This is a genomic window from Pseudomonas sp. SDT291_1_S447, assembly GCF_054070155.1.
On sequence record NZ_JBSVXS010000001.1, the window covers coordinates 39,118 to 58,387 of the forward strand.

At 59.5% G+C, this 19,270-nt stretch carries 14 protein-coding genes; 6 read left to right on the plus strand and 8 right to left on the minus strand.

Features of this window, described 5'->3' with window-relative positions; genetic code table 11:
* Positions 1 to 42: 42 nt before the first annotated feature.
* A complete protein-coding gene (locus tag ACW9IR_RS00180; protein ID WP_457461018.1) occupies positions 43 to 4,422 on the plus strand; it encodes a response regulator in 4,380 nt (1,459 codons plus the stop codon).
* A gap of 674 nt (positions 4,423 to 5,096) precedes the next feature.
* Entirely contained in the window at positions 5,097 to 5,576 is a 480-nt protein-coding gene (locus ACW9IR_RS00185; protein ID WP_457461020.1) for a hypothetical protein, read from the plus strand.
* 87 nt (positions 5,577 to 5,663) lie between these two features.
* Here ACW9IR_RS00185 and alaE read toward each other — a convergent pair whose 3' ends face one another.
* Both alaE and ACW9IR_RS00195 read right to left on the minus strand, forming a co-directional pair.
* Entirely contained in the window at positions 5,664 to 6,083 is a 420-nt protein-coding gene (alaE, locus tag ACW9IR_RS00190; RefSeq protein ID WP_457461022.1) for an L-alanine exporter AlaE, read from the minus strand.
* A gap of 73 nt (positions 6,084 to 6,156) precedes the next feature.
* Positions 6,157 to 7,080 (minus strand): LysR family transcriptional regulator, encoded by a 924-nt coding sequence (locus ACW9IR_RS00195; protein WP_457461024.1) that lies wholly within the window; start codon positions 7,078 to 7,080, stop codon positions 6,157 to 6,159.
* Positions 7,081 to 7,258: 178 nt separating this feature from the next.
* Here ACW9IR_RS00195 and ACW9IR_RS00200 point away from each other — a divergent pair, with 178 nt between their 5' ends.
* Both ACW9IR_RS00200 and ACW9IR_RS00205 read left to right on the plus strand, forming a co-directional pair.
* Positions 7,259 to 7,906, plus strand: a complete 648-nt coding sequence (locus ACW9IR_RS00200; RefSeq protein WP_457461026.1) for a hydrolase — start codon at positions 7,259 to 7,261, stop codon at positions 7,904 to 7,906.
* 169 nt (positions 7,907 to 8,075) lie between these two features.
* Positions 8,076 to 8,336 carry a hypothetical protein gene (locus tag ACW9IR_RS00205; protein ID WP_163013585.1) on the plus strand — a complete coding sequence of 87 codons (261 nt, stop codon included), beginning with the start codon at positions 8,076 to 8,078 and terminating at the stop codon, positions 8,334 to 8,336.
* A 62-nt stretch (positions 8,337 to 8,398) separates the two neighbouring features.
* Here ACW9IR_RS00205 and ACW9IR_RS00210 read toward each other — a convergent pair whose 3' ends face one another.
* On the minus strand, positions 8,399 to 9,697 hold the full coding sequence (locus ACW9IR_RS00210; protein WP_457461028.1) for a carbohydrate porin: 1,299 nt from the start codon (positions 9,695 to 9,697) through the stop codon (positions 8,399 to 8,401).
* An 86-nt stretch (positions 9,698 to 9,783) separates the two neighbouring features.
* Complete coding sequence (locus tag ACW9IR_RS00215; RefSeq protein WP_457461030.1) at positions 9,784 to 12,189, minus strand: glucose/quinate/shikimate family membrane-bound PQQ-dependent dehydrogenase; 2,406 nt, start codon at positions 12,187 to 12,189, stop codon at positions 9,784 to 9,786.
* 373 nt (positions 12,190 to 12,562) lie between these two features.
* Here ACW9IR_RS00215 and solA point away from each other — a divergent pair, with 373 nt between their 5' ends.
* On the plus strand, positions 12,563 to 13,741 hold the full coding sequence (gene solA, locus ACW9IR_RS00220) for an N-methyl-L-tryptophan oxidase (protein ID WP_457461032.1): 1,179 nt from the start codon (positions 12,563 to 12,565) through the stop codon (positions 13,739 to 13,741).
* Positions 13,738 to 14,517 carry a MetQ/NlpA family ABC transporter substrate-binding protein gene (locus tag ACW9IR_RS00225; RefSeq protein WP_457461034.1) on the plus strand — a complete coding sequence of 260 codons (780 nt, stop codon included), beginning with the start codon at positions 13,738 to 13,740 and terminating at the stop codon, positions 14,515 to 14,517. Before solA ends, ACW9IR_RS00225 begins: the two co-directional genes overlap by 4 nt.
* A gap of 43 nt (positions 14,518 to 14,560) precedes the next feature.
* Here ACW9IR_RS00225 and ACW9IR_RS00230 read toward each other — a convergent pair whose 3' ends face one another.
* The 4 genes from ACW9IR_RS00230 to galE all read right to left on the minus strand — a co-directional run bounded on the left by ACW9IR_RS00230 (position 14,561) and on the right by galE (position 19,258).
* Positions 14,561 to 15,463, minus strand: coding sequence for a bestrophin family protein (locus ACW9IR_RS00230; protein ID WP_038361505.1), 903 nt, complete (start codon positions 15,461 to 15,463; stop codon positions 14,561 to 14,563).
* 100 nt (positions 15,464 to 15,563) lie between these two features.
* The gene (locus tag ACW9IR_RS00235) at positions 15,564 to 16,583 is read right to left on the minus strand and encodes an acyltransferase family protein (RefSeq protein ID WP_457461036.1); all 1,020 of its coding nucleotides are present in this window, start codon (positions 16,581 to 16,583) and stop codon (positions 15,564 to 15,566) included.
* A 153-nt stretch (positions 16,584 to 16,736) separates the two neighbouring features.
* Positions 16,737 to 18,206 carry a LamG domain-containing protein; glycoside hydrolase family 16 protein gene (locus tag ACW9IR_RS00240; RefSeq protein ID WP_457461038.1) on the minus strand — a complete coding sequence of 490 codons (1,470 nt, stop codon included), beginning with the start codon at positions 18,204 to 18,206 and terminating at the stop codon, positions 16,737 to 16,739.
* Positions 18,203 to 19,258, minus strand: coding sequence for a UDP-glucose 4-epimerase GalE (gene galE / locus ACW9IR_RS00245; RefSeq protein ID WP_457461040.1), 1,056 nt, complete (start codon positions 19,256 to 19,258; stop codon positions 18,203 to 18,205). The genes ACW9IR_RS00240 and galE overlap by 4 nt, the downstream gene beginning before the upstream one ends.
* Positions 19,259 to 19,270 lie beyond the last annotated feature (12 nt).

Sequence of the window (19,270 nt, forward strand, 5' to 3'; positions counted from 1 at the left end):
CCTCGCGAATCCGTTTGCACATCCAGTTGAAAGAGGCCGTTTATGAACAGACTGTTCGAGATGCTCGAGCGCCTGTCCCTGCGCAGCAAATTGATCATCGGCTTCGCCGCGCTGCTGATATTGATCCTGATACTGGGCGTGCAAAGCCTGCGCACCCAGTATTCGCTCAGAAATGAAATGCAGCTGCTGTACCAACAGGATCTGGTGGGCATCCAGCATGTGCAAGAGGTTCGGGTGCAGTTGCCGCATCTGTTGCTCGCCATGCAACGTGCAATCGCTACCAACAACGCGGACATCCGTATCAGCGCCAGAGCCCAGATGAATGTCGCCCAAACACGACTCCATGAAGCGCTGGAGCAGGTTCGTCCAACACTGCGCCGACAGAGCAGCATCAGCAGCCTGCTGGAATTCGAACGGGTATTGCAGCGTCTGCAAAAAGATGGCGATGAAGCGTTGGAGTTCGCCGGCAAGGGTTCCTTGGGTCAAGCCTTGATGTTGCTCAACAGCAAGGATTTTCTTGCGCTGGAACAGGGCGGCGACGGGCTGCTCAACCAGATCGAGAAAAACAAGGAAACCGACATCCACGATACAGCGAAGAACCTGGCTGAATACGCAGAGCGTAGTACTGCGATCACGTACATCTTGCTGTTGGGTGGTTCGACGCTGGCCTTGCTGTTGACCTGGCTGGTGAGCTATTCCATTCGCGTGCCGCTGAACCGCGTACGCGTGGCCGTGGACGAATTGGCGTCGGGCAAGCTGGACGGCCAGATCCCGCACACCGACCTGCGCAATGAAACCGGCGACCTGGCGCGGGCCATTGCGACGCTGCAGGTGGAGGCTTGTCAACTTGAACGCCAGCGTTGGGTGAAAGCTCACGCCTCGCTCCTGCAAGTCGATCTGCAACAGGCCGAGACACCGCAACAATTGGCTCAGGCTTTTTTCAGCCGCATCGCGCCCCGTTTGGGCATGTGCCAGGGGGCGCTTTACGTGCTCTATGAGGGCGCGTCGCGCCTGCAATTAGTCGGCGGTTATGCGCTGGACAGTGAGCACCCGTTGCCCGCCGAGCTTGAACTCGGTGAGGGGTTGCTTGGCCAGTGCGCACTGGATCGCCAACCCCGTCAGCTTGAGGATCTGCCCGAATCGTTCTGGCATGTGCGCGCGCAGTTGGGCGCAGTTGCCGCCAGCCATCTGCTGGTGCAGCCGGTGCTGCGTGGCGAGCGCCTGCTCGGCGTTGTGGAAATGGCAGGCTTTCGCTCGCTGGAGGAGAACGAGGTGTTGCTCTTGCAAGAAGTCCTGCCCAGGCTGGCCGGTGCGATGGCCATTATGGAACGCAGCGAGGCAGCCCAGGCGCTGCTGCAGGAAACTCGACGTCAGGCTGACGAAATGGGCGCGCAAACCTTGCAACTGGAACACCAGGCCAGAGAGCTGGAGGCCCAGCAGGCAGCACTGCGCGCCACCGAGGCCTGGTATCGCGGCATCATCGAGGCAGCACCGGACGGCATGCTGGTGCTGGGGGCCGACGGCCGCATCCTGATGACCAACCCGCAAATGGACACCTTGTTTGGCTACGCCCCCGGCGAGCTGATTGGCGCCAGCATCGAGCGTCTGGTACCGCAGGCTGCCCGCGAGCGCCATGTCAAGTTACGTGACGGCTTCATTGCCAGCGGCGGAACCCGGCAGATGGGCGGCGATCTTGACGATCTGAGCGGGGTACGCAAAGACGGCAGTCTGTTCTCCGTGGAAATCGGCCTTTCCCATTTGCCCCGCCTCGAGGGTCGTGGCGTCTGCGTGTGTGCCTCGGTGCGTGACGTGAGTGATCGCCGCGCGATGGAAGCCCGGCTGCGAACCGCCAGCGATCGCCTGAACCTGGCACAAGAGGCCGGTGACATCGGGCTGTTCGACGTCGATCTGGTCAGCGGCACAAATTATTGGACGCCGCAGCTCGAAACCCTGTTCGGACTTGAGCCTGGCGGATTCGGTGGCACGTTGGCGCACTGGCAGGCGCTGATGCACCCCGAAGATGTGGCACGGGTCAGCAGCGCGTTCGAGAGCGCCATCCAGAGTGGCAATGACCGCGTCGAGTTCGACTTCCGGATCGTCCGCAAAAACGATGGCCTGGTGCGCACGCTGCGGTCGCTGAACCGCTTCTCACGCACGCCTGACGGTAAGCCATTGCGCGCAACCGGCATCAACATCGACGTCACCGCACTGGCAGAGGCAAGGGCTGCGGCCGAAGAAGCCACGCAGGCCAAGAGCGAGTTCCTCGCCAACATGAGCCATGAAATCCGTACGCCGATGAACGCCATCATCGGCATGAGCCACCTGGCACTGCGTACCGATCTGGACAAACGCCAGCGCAACTACATTGAAAAGGTCCACCGCTCGGCGGAGAACCTGTTGGGGATCATCAACGACATCCTCGACTTCTCCAAGATCGAGGCCGGCAGAATGAACCTCGAACAGGTGCCGTTCCGCCTCGAAGACGTACTCGACAGCTTCGCTGCCATGATTGGCCTGAAGACCGAGGACAAGGGCCTCGAGTTGTTGTTCCAGATCCCGCCCGACTTGCCCACGGCGCTGCTGGGCGATCCTCTGCGGTTGGGGCAAGTGCTGATCAACCTCGGCAACAACGCGGCCAAATTCACCGAGCACGGCGAGATCGTGGTCGGTCTGGAAGAAGTGGGTGCGCACACCGACAGCGTAGAGCTGCATTTCTGGGTGCGCGACACCGGCATCGGCATGACCGTCGAGCAGTGTTCACGCCTGTTCCAGTCGTTCAGTCAGGCGGACACTTCGATCACCCGCAAATATGGCGGCACCGGTTTGGGATTATCTATTTCCAAGAAACTGGTGGAGCTGATGGCCGGCCGAATCTGGGTCGAGAGCGAGCCGGGAATCGGCTCCACATTCCACTTCCAGGTTCAACTCGGCGTACAGCAAAATGTTCTGCCGCGTCGCATGTTCAAGGCTGGCGAGCTGTTGGGCATGCGCGTGCTTGTCGTGGATGACAACACCAGTGCCCGTGAAATTCTCTCGGGCATGGCACGCAGCTTTGGCCTGGAAGTGGACGTCGCGCAGAACGGTAGTCTGGCGCTGCGCATGTTGGCCGACGCCGAGCGCAAGGCACTGCCTTACGATCTGGTCTTGATGGACTGGCGCATGCCCGGCATGGATGGCATGGAAACCGTGAGCAGAATGCATTCCGCCAGTCTGAGTCGCACGCCATCGGTCATCATGGTGACGGCTTTTGGCCGCGAGGAAGCCCGCGAAGAAGCCGAACGCCAGGGTATCCAGCTGCCGGTGGTACTGACCAAACCCGTCACGCCGTCATCGTTGCTCGAAGCCATCGGTGTCGTGCTGGGCAGAGACACGCACAGCGATACTCGGGCTGGCGAACGCTCCCAACACAATGCCAGTACCGTAGCCAGTCTCAATGGCGCGCGGCTGCTTCTAGTCGAAGATAACGAGCTGAATCAGGAACTGGCCAGCGAGCTGCTGGAGAGCGTCGGAATACACTTGCGACTCGCCACGCACGGCCAGGAGGCCTTGGATATTCTCGGCGAGGATGATGACTTCGATGGCGTGCTGATGGATTGCCAGATGCCGGTGATGGATGGCTACACGGCCACCCGGCAAATTCGCCAGCAACCGCGCTTCAGCACGCTTCCGGTGATCGCCATGACCGCCAATGCCATGGACGGTGACCGCGAGCGCGCGCTCGAATGCGGCATGAACGACCATATTTCCAAGCCACTGAATGTCGAAACCATGTTCGCGACGATGGCAAAGTGGATCAAACCAAGAACCGCTCAAGCACCGCTGATCTCAGGTTTCGCCGATGGCTTGCCAGAGCGTCTTGAGGGCATTGACCTGGCGGCGGGTCTCGCCACCTGCATGGGCCGGCGGGATCTCTACTTACGTCTGCTCTGCAAGTTTCGCGATACGCAGAAAAACTTTGCCGAGCAATTCCAGGCCGCACGAATCGATCCGGATCCTGCTGCCGCCGGGCGGCTGGCGCACAGTTTGCGCGGTAGCGCCGGCAACCTCGGCGCCAAGGCCGTGGCGCAGGCTTGCGCGTTGTTAGAACAGGCCTGCCAGAACGGCGAGCCGGCTACGGTAGTGCAAGCGCTAGCGATGCAGGTCGAGCAGTGCTTGCGCCCGATCCTCGCGGCTCTGGCCGACCTTAAAGCGGACACAACGGCCTCCACGGATGACGAGCTGCTGGACGAATCGGCAATCAGCGAGCAGATGAACAGGCTTATTGTTCTTTTGGACGAAGGTGATACGGCGGCTTTGGACGTGCTGGCGGCACTGCGCAACAGGCCACTCGATCGAGCGTTGGCAGAACGTCTGACACTCGCGGCGGCGCAAGTGGAACTGTTCGACTTTGATCGCGCCTTGCAGCTTCTTCAGGATAAATGAACCGGGTGAGCAGGTAGGCCGCTCACCTTTAACGGCAGCTGGTTGGGGCCGGCATGCTGCTCTTTGTTGCATGGCGAAAAAAAGCTGAAGCCTAAGCGAAAGAAAACTCTGCTTCAGTCTATTGCTGCCAGCCAGTAGCGGACATTCGTGATGGGCAATTCCCGGTCGGAAGCAGATTCTTCAACCTAAGACTAACTTGCCTATCCCCTGCACGGTCACGTAGTAATATCGGCACTTCACTCGTGACATTGGTACGGAAATGCCAGCAGAAATAATGCAACAGGATGGGCTGAAGCTGACCATCACGCCGTGTAGCAGCCGGATTGGATGTATCGTCGTTCGACTCGCGGGCACTGATCTACACGCGGAAATTACAACGGAATGGACCTCCTCTGCAGATCACCTGCCTCGACTCGACGGATTCTTCGCGTCGGTTGGGCAGCTTGAGGAAGGGGTTTCTAAAGAGTGGCTTTCTGAGAGCGAGGATTTTGCACTTTCGGCCTGTTTAGATCCTCATTTCCCGGGTTTGGTGTTCTTGCGCGTCTACTTGGGTTCAACGTCAGATGACGACTGTGATTGGCAAATAAATGGGTCTTTGTTGGTCCTCCCCAGCCAGGTTGAGCGCTTTGCAAAAGACTTGTCCGCAATTTAACGGCGCAGTCGGAGTCAAGTCTTTGAACCGCAAATCTGCAACCTGGCGTGTTGATCGCAAGCTTTTTTTAGCGAGCTTTCGGCCAGAAGCAGACCCTCACCTTGAAACGAGTAGAAGCAAGAAGATTCGGAGTAGGAAAATGCAATGTACCTGCAACGCTAAGGGGGACCTGGTAGAGGTTGGTCAGAAGTACACGGCGTTTGTCGCAGGAATGCGCTGCCTTGCAACGGCGGACTGGGTCAAACTATTGCAATGCCCCGGGTGTGGGCAGCTTTGGCGAACCGACGAGTGGGATAAGTATCAACCGCTGTACGCGCGCAAGCTGGACTCGCCCGAGGGCTGGGAATCAGCTGATATGGAATCCTTGATCAAGCTACGCATCGTCGAGAATCATGGAGGTCTGGATACTTCTGCTTGTCTGGCGAAGGACTGCGAGCAACGTGTACTCAAGGGACGAGCCTATTGCGTTGACCATTTCTATGAAACCGGAGCGAGAGGTTGAGCCGTTTAAACTGGTCAGAAGAGCGGGATTAAAGGACGGATCACGTTTTTCTGAGTGTGGTCTGTCCCTGAAATCTCCCCCAGCCACTCAACCCTTCAACGACATCGGCTTGTCCCCACCCGGAGGCAAGCCAAACAGCCTCCGCACCCCGTTAAGAAACGCCCCATAAGGTCGACCCAGCACCAGCATCATTACCGCCGCACCCAGTGTGCCGCGCACCAGACCTTCTCCCGATGCACCACTGAAGGCAATGATCGCCGCATAGATCGGCACCTGAAAACTGACCAGGGCGATGCTGTCCCAGAGCAACCGGGACACTCGACCCTCTCCGGCGCGCGTCATTAGCCAATCGCGCCAGACACCGTAAGGTCGCGCGACCGGAATCATCAGCGCCGCGCCCAGCAGGCGCGCCTGCAGAACCTGATCCCAGTTCATGCCGGCAATGAAACGTTCATTGATGATGCCGGTGGTGGTGAAAAACAGGATCAGCGCCGTGGTGTCTGCCAAGAAGGCAGTCCGACGCGTTGGGCTTTGCAGGCGTTGCGGCACCTCAATTCTCCTTTCATGGCTTCAGCTTTCCTCAGCTAAACGCCGGCGCTTCTTCGTGCTGTGACAGCGGCTGCACCGCGAGGTGCGGAGATTCGCCGAAGTACTCGATCAGCAGTTCGGTGAGCACGCGGATCTTGCGCGCGGGATGCGGGCCTGGCGCGCGGAGGAGGTAGGCACCGGCGGGGGGCGGTGGATGGTTGGTCATGATCGGCACGAGTGCACCCGAGGCGATGTGTTCGTGAGTGAGGCAATCGGGTAAGTAGGCGACGCCGAGGCCGGCAGCCGCGGCTGCGGCGAGGGCCGTGCCATTGTCAGCCTTGAAGCGTCCTTGCGGGCGAACCGTGATGACCTTGTCAGCCGCCATGAATTGCCAGGCTTCGGTGCCTTGCATGAGCGCCTGATGGGCGTGCAGCTCGTCCGGGGTTTCCGGGGCGCCGTGCGCTCTGATGTAGTCCGGGCTCGCGACGAGCTTGGTGTAGACCGGGCCGATACGCCTTGCGATCAAGTTGGAGTCCTGCAGATAACCGACGCGAATGGCGCAATCGTAGCCCTCGGTAATGAGGTCAACGAAGCGATCGCTGTAGCAGGTCTGCATGTGCAACTGAGGGTGACGGCGAGCCATTTCCGCCAGCACCGGGGCGAAGTGCGTCGGCCCGAACGACAACGGCACCGCTACGCGCAAGCGACCGCGAAGGGCGCCGGCGGGCAGGATGGTTTCCCTGGCGATATCGATTTCGCTGCAGACTCGGGCGGCGTAATCGCGGAACGTCGCACCGGCCTCGGTGAGCGATGCTCCGCGCGTCGAGCGTGCCAGCAGTTGCACGCCCAGTTCTGCTTCAAGCCGGGCCAGTCGGCGGCTGACGATTGATTTCGAAACACCGAGCCGCAGCGCCGCCTGGGAAATGCCCCCGGCATCCGCCACTTCGACGAAGGTTTGCAGTTCTTCGATATCCATTTTCGCGTTCCCCTTGGCGCGACACAGTTCGCCTCGGGATGCTACTACTGCCGCGGATAGGGGAACAGCACAATGGGTTTTCCAGGCACGGCGTCACTCGCATGCGTTCTGGAACCACAAACCGCACGGGCTCCGGCCGTTCCATCGACGTGCGTTACCCATACAAAAGGACCTGCAAATGGCAAGCGAAGCAATCCGCAACCCCCACACCGATCAACTGCTGACACCCGAGAATTCAGCGTTGATCGTCATCGACTATCAACCGGTTCAGGTGTCTTCGATCCGCTCGATGCCACGGGATGAACTGGTCTTCAACATCACCAGCGTCGCGAAGGCGGCGGTCAACTACAACCTGCCGATCATCCACTCGACCGTCAATGTCGCGACCGGCCGCAACAAACCGCCAATTCAAGAGTTGCAAGCGGTACTCGGCCATCTGCCCACCTATGACCGCACGGCGATCAACAGTTGGGAGGACACCGAGTTCAAGCAGGCAGTCAAAGCGCTCGGGCGCAAGAAACTGATCATGACCGCGCTGTGGACTGAAGCCTGTCTGACCTTCCCGGTGCTCGACGCGATTCAGGAAGGCTATGAGGTTTATGTGCCGATCGATGCGGTGGGCGGCACGTCGCTGGCCGCTCACGAGGCAGCGTTGCGCCGAATGGAGCAGGCGGGGGCGAAGCTGATCAGCCGGGTGCAGATGTACTGCGAACTGCAGCGCGACTGGGCGCGAGAGGTAACCGTGCCAGGTTTCATGGGTGTGTTTGAAAACTTCGACGGCTTCAATGCTGAGAAGGCGCTTCAGGAGGCGGGCAACAAGGCCTGATCAACCGGCCGTTGTTGAAGGTGGCGCTGGCGACAGCTGGCGCGGCCTTCATTTTTGGCTTGTTTCTAATGCCGCAAAATAATCTGAACCGCTCCGAGACCTGCTCGCCTAATGATTAGCTTGTGGTCAATCGCACAGGCCCCGTGTCAATAACGGCACACTCCGAGAGGTGGTCAACGTGGCTAAAGACGAAAAGAAAAGCAAAGACAAAGGTGACGCTTCGAAAGCCAGCAAGGACTTGAAAGACAAAAAGTCATCACCCGAGAAGAAATCAGCGGCGGCTTCGGCGCTTTCAAAGTCCTCCGACAAGGACAAGAAAGACAAGAAAAAAGATGCCGAGCCCAAGAAGTCTGCCAAAAAAGCGGACAGCAAGCCTGAGAAGGCCAAGGATTCAAAGAAGGCTGACAAGCCGGCTAAAAAGAAAAAGTGATCTTGAAGACAATAAAAAACCCTGCATTCAAACCGGGTTTTTTATTGCCTGCTATTTGGAGATCAGAGCGCCGCTTTGACCTGCAAACCAAACACCAGCGCATTGTCGATGTCCTGCCCGGAAAACGCGCCCGGCTCGATGATGTACTGCATATTCGGTCGCAGCGTCAGCCAGGGCGTGGCCTGATAACCGTAGCCGAGTTCGATCAGTTGCTCGGCGCTGTCCAGGTTCGGGAACGCCGTGCCGTTGTTCAAAGCGGCGTCTTGGAGCACGTCACGGCTGCGCGGGTTAGGCACGGCGCGACCATAACCCAGCGCAACGGTGTCACGCGGACGACCTTCGAATGGTTTGTACAAAACCACCCCGGTGCCATACCACTTGCTGAACGGCGAAGCCGCTTCGCTGGCCGCCGAGTATTGGCCGAAGGCATGCAGGCTGCGGCCTTCGGAAGTCGGCGAGCGCCACACGGCCTGATCGATCAGCAGGTAATGACCGCCACGGCCGGAGACTTCGTCGTCGCTGCCGATACGCTTTACGTCGGAGCTGTCGTAGTAGTAGCCGAGTTTGTATTCGCCGGGCAGGGTGCCCGCGTGCTTGTACACCAGCTCGATCGGCACCACGGTGCCGGTGGTGTGTTTCGGGCCAAGATGCCAGGCGCGGCTGGAGTTGCCGTTGCTTTCCGGGTCGACGTTGAACGCGGCTACGCGCAGTTGCCACGAGGACGACAGGTCGTATTTCACCCGCACGCCCAAATGCGCATTGGGGTAGTTGGTCCAGCCGCTGCCACCGGACATGTTCAACGGATGGCCACAGAAACCGGCGTTCATGAAGTTGCACAGAATGCCGCTGTCGAGGCCGCCGAGGTCGTTGCCCATGGCCATGTAACCAAGCTTCACGTTGAGCGCCGGGGTAAACAGGCTGCGCTCGTAACTCAGTTCGGTCAGGCGCGTGTAGAGGCCACCGTAGTTTTCCTGGATCGGCAGACGGTTGCCGACGAGGTCTTCGGAAGCGCTGTTGCCGCGACGGTCGTTGATGGTCAACTGGACCTTGCCGGCATTGTCGACGCCGTACAGTTTGCTCAGGTCGAACTGCACGCCGAGCTTGATGTTCTGCGAGTAACGCGCCGAGCGATGCAAACCGCCATCGGCGTTGTAAGCCATTTCACCGCTGTAATCGCCGGTGAATTTGACACCTTGTTCATCCATCTGGTGACGCAAGCCACCCCAGTCACCGGTGAGGGTGCTGCGAGTCAACAGATCGGAATCGTTGTCGGCCAGCGCGGGGAGGGTAGTGGTGCATGCGACGCCCAGCAACAGGCCTTTGAACAGGTCGGAACGGGAAAAACCAACAGCCGAGAGCATGTAAATCTTCCTGCAGAAAACATGAGCAATAGGGGGGAAAGCAGCGCGGCACCCGAAGGTGCCGCGCTTTACGTGAACACCGTGGTTTACGGCAGAGCGTAAGCCATCACGTAGTCGCCGCGATCGGTCGACTGACGCGCACCACCGGCGGTGATGACGATGTACTGCTTGCCGGTTTTCGGCGAAACATAGGTCATCGGGCCGCCCTGGCTGCCGACTGGCAGACGTGCTTTCCAGACTTCTTCACCGTTGCCGCTGTTGAAGGCGCGCAGGTAGAAGTCCTGGGTGCCGGCGATGAAGATCAAACCACCTTGGGTCGACAGGGTGCCGCCGAGGGTTGGCAGACCGATCTTGATCGGCAGGTGCATGCGGATGCCCAGCGGACCGGTGTCTTCAACGGTGCCGACCGGAACCTGCCAAGCGATTTTCTGGGTCTTCATGTCGATCGCCGTCAGCGTGCCGAACGGCGGTGCCTGGCACGGAATACCGGCCACCGACAGGAAGCGGTTCTTGTTCACGGCGTACGGCGTGCCTTTCAGCGGCACGGCGCCCATGCCGGTGTTCAGCGCTTCGCCACCGCCAGCGGCCTGGCCTTTGTTCTGCGACGGGATCATCTGAATCCACAGACCCAGACGCATGTCGTTGACGAAGATGAAACCGTGCACCGGGTCAGTGGAGATGCTGCCCCAGTTCATGCCACCCAGCGAACCCGGGAAGCTCAGCGATTTGTCCATGCCCGGCGCGGTGTACAGGCCGTCGTAGCGCATGCCTTTGAAGTCGATGCGGCAGAGCAACTGATCGTACGGAGTGGCGCCCCACATGTCCGATTCAGTCAGGTGCTGAGCACCGATTTCTGGCATGCCTACCGATTTCGGCTGAGTCGGGGAGTACGGCTCGTTCGGGATGTTCGCCGCTTTGACCGGCACTTCTTTAACGTCAGTCAGCGGTTTGCCGGTGGCGCGGTCGAGCACATAGATCTGCCCGGCCTTGGTGCCGATGACCAGCGCCGGAATGCTTTTGCCGTCCTTGGTGAAGTCGATCAGGCTCGGCTGCATCGGCAGGTCGAAGTCCCAGAGATCGTTGTGCACGGTCTGGAACACCCAGCGCTCGTCACCGCTGGTGGCGTCTAGCGCGAGGACCGAAGCACCGTAGGTGTGATCGAGTTTGCTGCGCTCGACACCATAGATGTCGGTGGACGAGCTGCCCATTGGCAGGAACACGGTGTTGGTTGCCGGATCGTAGGACATCGGCGCCCAGCTGTTCGGCGTGCTGCGCACATAAGTGCTGCCGTCGGCCGGAGCCTTTTTATCCTGCGGGTTGCCCGGGTCGAAGGCCCAACGCATGGCGCCGGTGATCACGTCGAAACCACGGATCACGCCGCCGGGCATGTCGGTCTGCACGTTGTCAGCTACGCGACCGCCAACCACCACGGTGGTGCCGGCCATCAGCGGAGCGGAGGACAACTGGTAGTAGCTGTCCGGGACATTACCCAGACCAGCCTTCAGATCAACCTGGCCATTGTTGCCGAAACCCTGGCAGAACTCGCCGGTGTCCGCATCGACTGCGATCAGACGGGCATCAATGGTGTTGGTCAGCAGACGACGCTGGCAATTGGCGGCCGGCGCAGGTTTGGCTTCGATGATGGTCGAGTTGCTTGGCTGAGCGATGGCAGCAGTCGCGTCGAAATAAGCCATGCCACGGCAGCGCTGCCAGACTTTCGACTGGGCGTTGATCGCGTTCTTCCACAGCTCTTTACCGGTGTCGGCATCGAGGGCGATCAGGTTGTTGTGCGGGGTGCAGATGAACACCTTGTTGCCAACCTGCAGCGGGGTGAGCTGATCTTCAGCGCCGTTGCCATCGCTCTCGGCGACGTCACCGGTGTGGTAGGTCCACGCGACTTTCAGCTTGTCGACGTTGGTGCGGTTGATCTGGTCCAGCGCAGCGAAGCGGCTGCCACCTTCGGTATTACCGTAGTGCGCCCAGTCCTTTTGCGCCTTGTCCGGCTCGACCGGGGTCAGGCCCGGGCCAGTGCCGGTTGCCGCCACGGTTGGATGGGCGACAAACATATTGCCGGCCGCTACAACCACGCCGACTGCCAGCACCGCCGCCACAGCGTAAGCGCCGCGACCGGCAACACCGCCGTTGGCACGCTTGAGCAGCGGATAAACCAGCGCCACCACCAGGCCGATCACACTGAACATGAACAGGCGCGAGAACACCGGCCAGAACACCAGGCCGGCATCGCTCACCGCCCAGATCGCGGTGCCCACCAGGAACGCGGCGAACAACCACGCGCCGGCCAGCTTGAAGCGCGCGATCAGCAGACCGGAAACGGCCATGACCAAGCCACCCACCAGGAAGTACCACGAGCCTCCCAGGCTGACCAACTTCACGCCGCCCGCAGCCAGCGCCAAGCCGAGCAGGGCGATGACGACGCCCAGCCCGATCAGAATGAATTTTGATATGCCCGAGAGGCGTTGACTCTGCTTCACGTTGAGTGTCCCGTTGAAATGAGGCGCGCATTATATAGTTAGGTAACTACCTAGTTAAATCACAAATTTCAACGTGAAGCGTAGTTCGAGCTTTCGACTCGCGCCTGCTGGGGGCTCAGATGTGGAAATGTCTGTCGAAATGCGCACAAAAATAGCTGTTCTGTCAGATTGATTGTGAGTTGTGACAGATATCGTCTGCCGTGCACTTAGGCGTAAATCATTTGCGCCGGGTTGTAAATGCGACGAATAACCACCCGGCAGCCCGTCCCAGAGCGGTCAACGGATGCGCTGAGCTATATGGTTATGCTTTTTTAATCTTGGAATTCGCCACGGTTTACCGCTCAACTGGCGCCTTTTTGATAGGTGGCTATTTATGTCCGAGCGATGTGAGGTGGTGGTTCTGGGCTTGGGCGCGATGGGCGCGGCGACGGTTTATCAGTTGGCGAAAGCGGGAGTGAACGTTGTCGGTATTGATCGTCATCACCCGCCGCACAACCTCGGTTCCAGCCATGGCGATACTCGAATCACTCGGCTTTCGGTCGGCGAGGGCGCGCAATATGTGCCCATCGTGCGCAACTCTCATCGCATCTGGCGTGAGCTGGAGGCACTGACCGGGGAATCGCTGTTCGAGCAATCGGGTTTGCTGGTGCTGACGTCGAGCGCCGAGTTCGATCCCGCAGACCCGACCGACTTCACCCTGCGCACCATCGGCCTGGCGCGGACTTACGGCATCGAGCACGAAGTCCTGTCCGCCGAACAGATTCGCCAGCGCTTCCCGCAATTCGCCAACGTGCACGACTCGGCTATCGGCTATTTTGAACCGGGCGGCGGCTTCGTGCGCCCCGAGCGCTGCATCGATGTTCAGCTCAAACTGGCCGAGCAACACGGTGCGACGCTTTATAAAGGCGAGACCGTCACGGCGATCAGCTCGAACGAAGAGGGGGTTACGGTCACCACCGACCGGCGCACGCTGTTTGCCAACAAACTGGTGATCAGCGCAGGCAACTGGAACGACGAGTGGCTCGGTGAGCCGTATGAGAATCTGCTCAGCGTTTACCGGCAGAAACTGTTCTGGTTCGAACTGGAAGAGAACGCCGGACTGGTCGGCCACTCACCGACGTTCATCTTCACCCACGGTCGCGGCGACGACAAAATCAACTACGGCTTTCCCGCACTACCCGGCGAAAGCAGTATGAAAATCGCCACCGCGCAGTACCACACCTCAACGTCCGCGCAGGCTATTGACCGCACGGTTTCAGCAGCCGAAGCGCAGGACATGTACGAGCACCAGGTGCACGAGCGCATCGCCGGCGTGACCTCGAAAGTGCTCAAGTCGGCGGTCTGTGCCTACACCGTGACCCCGGATCGCCACTTCATCATCGACGAGCATCCGTCGCTGCAACACACCCTGTTCGTCTCGGCGTGCTCCGGGCACGGCTTCAAGCATTCCGCCGCGCTCGGCGAAGCATTTGCGCAGTGGTGCATGCGCGGCTCGAGCGATCTGGATCTGTCCTCTTTCTCCCTGAAACGCTTCGAAGGAAAACTATCGTGAAACGCGTCGCGCTCTCCGTAGCACTGCTGGTCGCCGCCATGGGCAATGCCTATGCCGAAACCCTGAAAATCGCCGTGGTGCCTGTGCCCCATGCCGAGATTCTGGAGTTCTTGAAGCCGGAGCTGGCCAAGGAAGGGGTGACGCTGGATGTCAAAGTCTTCTCTGACTACATTCAGCCCGACCGGCAGACCGATGAAGGCTTGCTCGACGCCAATTACTTCCAGAGCAAACCGTATTACGAGGCCTACAAAAAAGACCGGCCGAGCAGCGATCAAGTGCCGATCGTCGCCGTGCACATCGAACCATTCGGCGCCTATTCGAAGAAGATCAAAAGCATCAGCGAACTCAAGGATGGCGCGACGATCGCCATTCCCAACGACCCGGCCAACTCCGGCCGTGCGCTGCTGCTGATCGCCAAACAAGGCCTGATCACCCTGAAGGATCCTGACAACATCATGGCCACGCGCCTGGACATCGTCAGCAATCCCAAGCATCTGAAGTTTCAGGAACTCGAAGCGGCGATGTTGCCGCGGGTGTTGAATCAGGTCGACATGGCGTTGATCAACGCCAACTACGCGCTGGAAGCCAAACTGGTGCCGCACAAAGACGCGTTGTTTATCGAAAGTTCGGAGTCACCGTACGCCAATTACCTGTACGTGCGTCGCGACAAGGCCAACGCCCCGGCGGTGCAGAAGCTCGGCGCGCTGCTTAACTCACCGCAAGTGAAGCAGTTCATTCTTGAGCGTTATCACGGCGACGTGGTGCCGGCGTTCTGACTCCGTCGGGAGCCGCCAGACATGCTGACGGCTCCCGACATCTTCAAGCGTTCTCTTCAAGCCGGCGCACATCGCCCAAGGAATCACGCTGCATTGACTGCAGGTTTTTCTCGATGGTTTCGCACAGGGCTTCCATCTGAATCTGGTGTTCGCTGTGGCGAAACGGGCTTTGCAGATCGGTGCCGATGCGTTCGATGGCCAGCAGCATGAAACCGACCACGGTCGAGGCCAACGGCGTGAACCAGCCCAACGATTCAACCAGCCCGACAGGCACGATCAGGCAGAACAGCGAAATAAACAGCCGTGGGAAATACACATAAGGGTAGGGCAGCGGCGTATTCGCGATCCGCTCCATGCCGCCCTGACTGTTGGACAAATCCACCAATGTCGACTCCAGCCGCGCCAGGCGAATGCTGTCCAGGCGCCCGGCCTTGTATTCCCGCGCGAGCAAGGTCGCCGAGCCGGTGAGGATATCGTTGGCAAAGTTATTGGTCGTGCCACTGCGGGCGAATTCATTGGCGGGAATAAACGCGCGGACTTCCTCAGGGCAAGGCTGGCCTTGCAGATGCGCCGCGAGGCAATTCACATAGGCGACGTGGCGGCGCAACAGGGTCGACTTGACCGGATTGACCTCGCCATCGGGATCATCCAGCAACGTCAGCACCTGGCGGGCGAAGCTGCGCGAATTGTTGATCATCGAACCCCACAGCGTGCGTGCTTCCCACCAACGGTTGTAAGCGCTGCTGTTGCGGAAACTGATCAGCACGATCAATGCCGAACCCAATAACGTCAGGGGCATCAATGGCAGATTCAGTTTGGCGTTGAGGAACAGCATGAAATCGACGGTGACGGCGATGTCCCAGAGCAGCAGCCAGAACAACGCCCAGCCGACATAGCCCAGAGTCTTGATGATCAAACGGTATTTTCTGACGATGGCAGCTTTCAAACGGAGACCTCGTGGCGGGCGGTAAGCGTTAACGCCTTAGCTCGGACGCTGTTTTCGCGGGAAAGGTTCGCTAAATCGCTTCAGCTTTCGTCGCCGCCGGCTAATCGGCCCGGAGACGATTGAAGGAAAATGACAGGGACCTTTTCATCAGTCTGGCCATCGGCGTTTCGATCTTTTCGTGAATGACATAGGACGCAGCGATCATCAAAGCCACGGTGCCCCACAGCAGCAGGTGCGCATTCACCGCCGGATAGGCCATGTTGAAGATGATGAAACCGATCATTTGATGGAGCAGGTAAAGCGGGTATGTGAGCGCTCCCAGGGTCGTCCAGTTCAATCGTCCGATGGCGGCTGTTTTGTTGGTTGCGATCAGAAGGAAGGTCATGAAGAACACGATGATGACGCTGCCGATGATCGAGGGATCGTATTCAGTTGCATATTTGCTTTCGATCGACTCGGCCCAGGTAATGGCGGTGAAGGTGGCCAAGGCCAATGCTCCCGCCACCAAGGCAATGCGCGGTTTTGTCATACCCTTCGCCCAGATCAGGTAGAACGTCGCACCGGCGATGAAATAGGCCGCGTAATCGGTGATCAATATCGAGCGCAGCTTTTCAAAAGCGAGGACTTCCGCTGTGGCCGACACCAGTAGCCAGAGCACGAGGCAGGATTCGATTTTGTCTATTTTCTTCAAGGCCAGGAGAATCGAGATCATCAGGTAGAACTTGATTTCGACAAACAGTGACCAGTACACGCCGTCGATGGGCGGGACGCCGATCAGATCGCCAAGGAACGTCATGTTGATCAGGTATTGATAAAGATCAGCGCTGAATCGGGGCTGTCCGAAAGCCAATGTGATCAGAAACGTGAGCGTGCAGCACACCCAGAATGCCGGGCACAGGCGCACCACGCGGGAGATGAAAAACACCTGCAGATTGTTGCTCGACGCGGTCATCAGGATGACAAAACCGCTGATCATGAAAAACAGCTCCACGCCCAGGTAACCGTACTTGGCCACCTCGGCCAGCAGCGGATAGGGCATGACCGACATGTCGCCCCGCGCATACCCGCGAAAGGCGTAGTGAAAAATCACCACGGCGAGCGCTGCCAGGAAACGCAGCAAATCCAGCTCCTTCAGTCGTCGGTTGTTCATGTTTGGGCGCTCCGGACGTGTTAGCGCTGATCGAGAACTGACGACTCTGCCGAGTGAAATTCGACCCAAGGCGAAAGCTATGGCAGCAGGAGGGGCATCGACTGTCCCGGCGTTGTGTGACGGTTAAGGACCGCGTTGCCACATGCGGATGTAGTCGACTTCGAAGGTGGATGGCAGGTCAGCGTCGTCGACCACGCCGAACCATTTCCACATGGCCTCACTGTCAAAGACGATCTGCATCGGGAAGAAGAAGTGGCGGTTCTTCGATTCCCTGACCAGCACGCCATCGACGTACCAGCGCAGGGTGTCGGGCTGCCAGTCGAAGCCGTAGACATGAAAGTCACTGGCCAGGCGCCAAGGGCTGATCCAAGTGCTGCCGTTGGCGATATGTTCTTTACTCTGCGGCGTGGCCCATAAGTGGGCGTTCATGTTGTAGGAGCGGTCCGAGGCGGCGTTTTTGGTCTTGCCGCCAATTTCGAAGATGTCGATCTCGGTAGCGTTGTCGGCCATGCCCGTCCACGCCAGCCAGAATGCGCTCGACGCTGCGGAGTTCATCGGTTTGGCGCGTGCTTCGTAGTAGCCGTAGAAACCGCGTTCACGGGTACGGACCATGGCTGAGGTGTAATCCTTGAAGCCAAGCTCGACGTACTTCTGCGGCAGGGGTTCCTTGCGAAAGACAATGTTCAGGTGGCCGTTGCTGACGCTGGCATTGCGCGGCGTGAACAGCGCCGGTTTGCGTCCGAGCGATTCGTTGCCGATGGCATTGTTGACGTGCCAGCGCGCGGGATCGAGGCTGCTGCCGTTGAAGTCGTCAGACAGCGTCGTATTGAATGCCCAGCGCCCGGCATTGGCCTGGTCGGACAGCGGCAGATAGGCGTGCTGACGCGCCGGAACTTTGCCGAGTGGACCGACACGGGTCCACGTATCGGCGTGGGTGGGAACGGCCACTGACCACTTTTGTGCCAGGTACTGAAATGCCTGCTGGCTCTCTTCGAGGGACGCGAACGGGCGATCGTAGACCAGCACTTCGGCGATATCGCCGCGAAAGTTTTCCGACGTGCCGACGGCATTGCGCCCGACGGCATACGGGCCGATCGGCACATCCTGCAGTTCCAGGACCGACACCGTCGGTTCATACGCGCTGGTTTGCGCCAGGCTGATGGCAAAGTTCGGCAGGACATTATCGTTGTGGGCGGGTTGCGCCCGTGAACTGAACAACCGTTGCCACGCATCGACCCCGGCCTGTTCGGGCAACCGGCGGGACACGATCAACACCGTGACAGGTCCTTTTGCGCTGCGAATGCTTTTGCCCAGAAACGCCGAAGTACCACTGAAACGCACGACCGCATGGCCATTCACGGCGTTTTCCAGGCGTTGCGGCTGCTCGGCGCCTTCGTCGACCATCGCGTCATGGGACTGGCCGGATTTATCGCCCCAGCGCTGCACGCGATTCTGCGCATTCACGGTCAGGCTGGACGCATCGGCTGCGTCCAGCCACAGCACCAGCCCGGCATTGGGAGGCGCTTGAGCGGCGCTGCCAGTCAGCGTAACCCACAGCAACATCAGCGCCGGCAGCGATCGTAAGAACATCATTTGAAGGCAAGCAACGCGGGGATTTCGAAGGAAGACTGATACCCCTGCGGATTACACGACTGCCAGCGCCAGGCATCGACAATCATCTGTGGCAGGTCGCGTTGCGCGGTCCAGCCCAGCTCCCGTCCGGCCTTGGCGGGGTCAGCCCAGCACTTGGCGATGTCACCTTCACGGCGCGGTGCAAAGCGGTAGGGAATGCTGATGCCGGTGATGTCCTCGAAACTGTGGATGATCTGCAGCACGCTGTAGCCGACCCCCGTGCCGAGGTTCCAGAAATGGATGCCGTGGCTGTGCTGCAACACCAGCAGTGCCTTGAGGTGGCCAATGGCAAGGTCGACCACGTGGATGTAGTCGCGCACGCAGGTGCCGTCGACGGTGGGATAGTCGCTGCCGTACACCGTGAGTTCAGGTATCCGGCCAATGGCGACCTGGGTCAGGCACGGCAGCAGGTTGTTGGGGCGGCCGCGCGGGTCTTCACCGATCATCCCGCTTTCGTGGGCGCCAATCGGATTGAAGTAGCGCAACAGGCCAATGCTCCAGCGCGGATCGGACTCGCACAAATCCGTCAGCAACTCTTCGATCATCAGCTTGGTGCGGCCATAGGGATTGACCGGTTTACCGGTGCCGAAGTCTTCGGCAATCGGCGTACGGGTCGGCTCGCCGTACACCGTGGCCGATGAGCTGAACACCAGACGGAAGACGTTGTTGCGCGCCATGGCCCGGCACAGGTCAAGCGTACCGGCGACGTTGTTGGCGTAGTAGTCGAGCGGCTTGCGCACGCTCTCGGCGACGGATTTGAGGCTGGCAAAATGCACCACGGCATCGATGTCATAGCGTCGGAAGATGTCGTCCAGCAGATCGGAATCACGGATGTCGCCCTTGATGAAATCGACCCGGGTCAAAGTCAGTTGCTCAAGGCGCGCGATGCACTCCTGACAGCTGTTGCACAGGTTATCGAGCACCAGCACCCGGTGCCCGGCATTGATGAGCGCCAAAGCGGTATGCGAGCCGATGTAACCGGCCCCGCCAGTAATCAACGTGGTTTTGCGCATGGTGAGGTCTTC

What these genes read in the sequence shown, in the direction of transcription:
- ACW9IR_RS00200 (WP_457461026.1), top strand. Translation starts at nt 7,259, where the DNA reads ATGGCAAGCGAAGCAATCCGCAACCCCCACACCGATCAACTGCTGACA.
- ACW9IR_RS00210 (WP_457461028.1), bottom strand. Translation starts at nt 9,697, where the DNA reads ATGCTCTCGGCTGTTGGTTTTTCCCGTTCCGACCTGTTCAAAGGCCTG.
- solA (WP_457461032.1), top strand. Translation starts at nt 12,563, where the DNA reads ATGTCCGAGCGATGTGAGGTGGTGGTTCTGGGCTTGGGCGCGATGGGC.
- ACW9IR_RS00195 (WP_457461024.1), bottom strand. Translation starts at nt 7,080, where the DNA reads ATGGATATCGAAGAACTGCAAACCTTCGTCGAAGTGGCGGATGCCGGG.
- ACW9IR_RS00240 (WP_457461038.1), bottom strand. Translation starts at nt 18,206, where the DNA reads ATGATGTTCTTACGATCGCTGCCGGCGCTGATGTTGCTGTGGGTTACG.
- ACW9IR_RS00180 (WP_457461018.1), top strand. Translation starts at nt 43, where the DNA reads ATGAACAGACTGTTCGAGATGCTCGAGCGCCTGTCCCTGCGCAGCAAA.
- galE (WP_457461040.1), bottom strand. Translation starts at nt 19,258, where the DNA reads ATGCGCAAAACCACGTTGATTACTGGCGGGGCCGGTTACATCGGCTCG.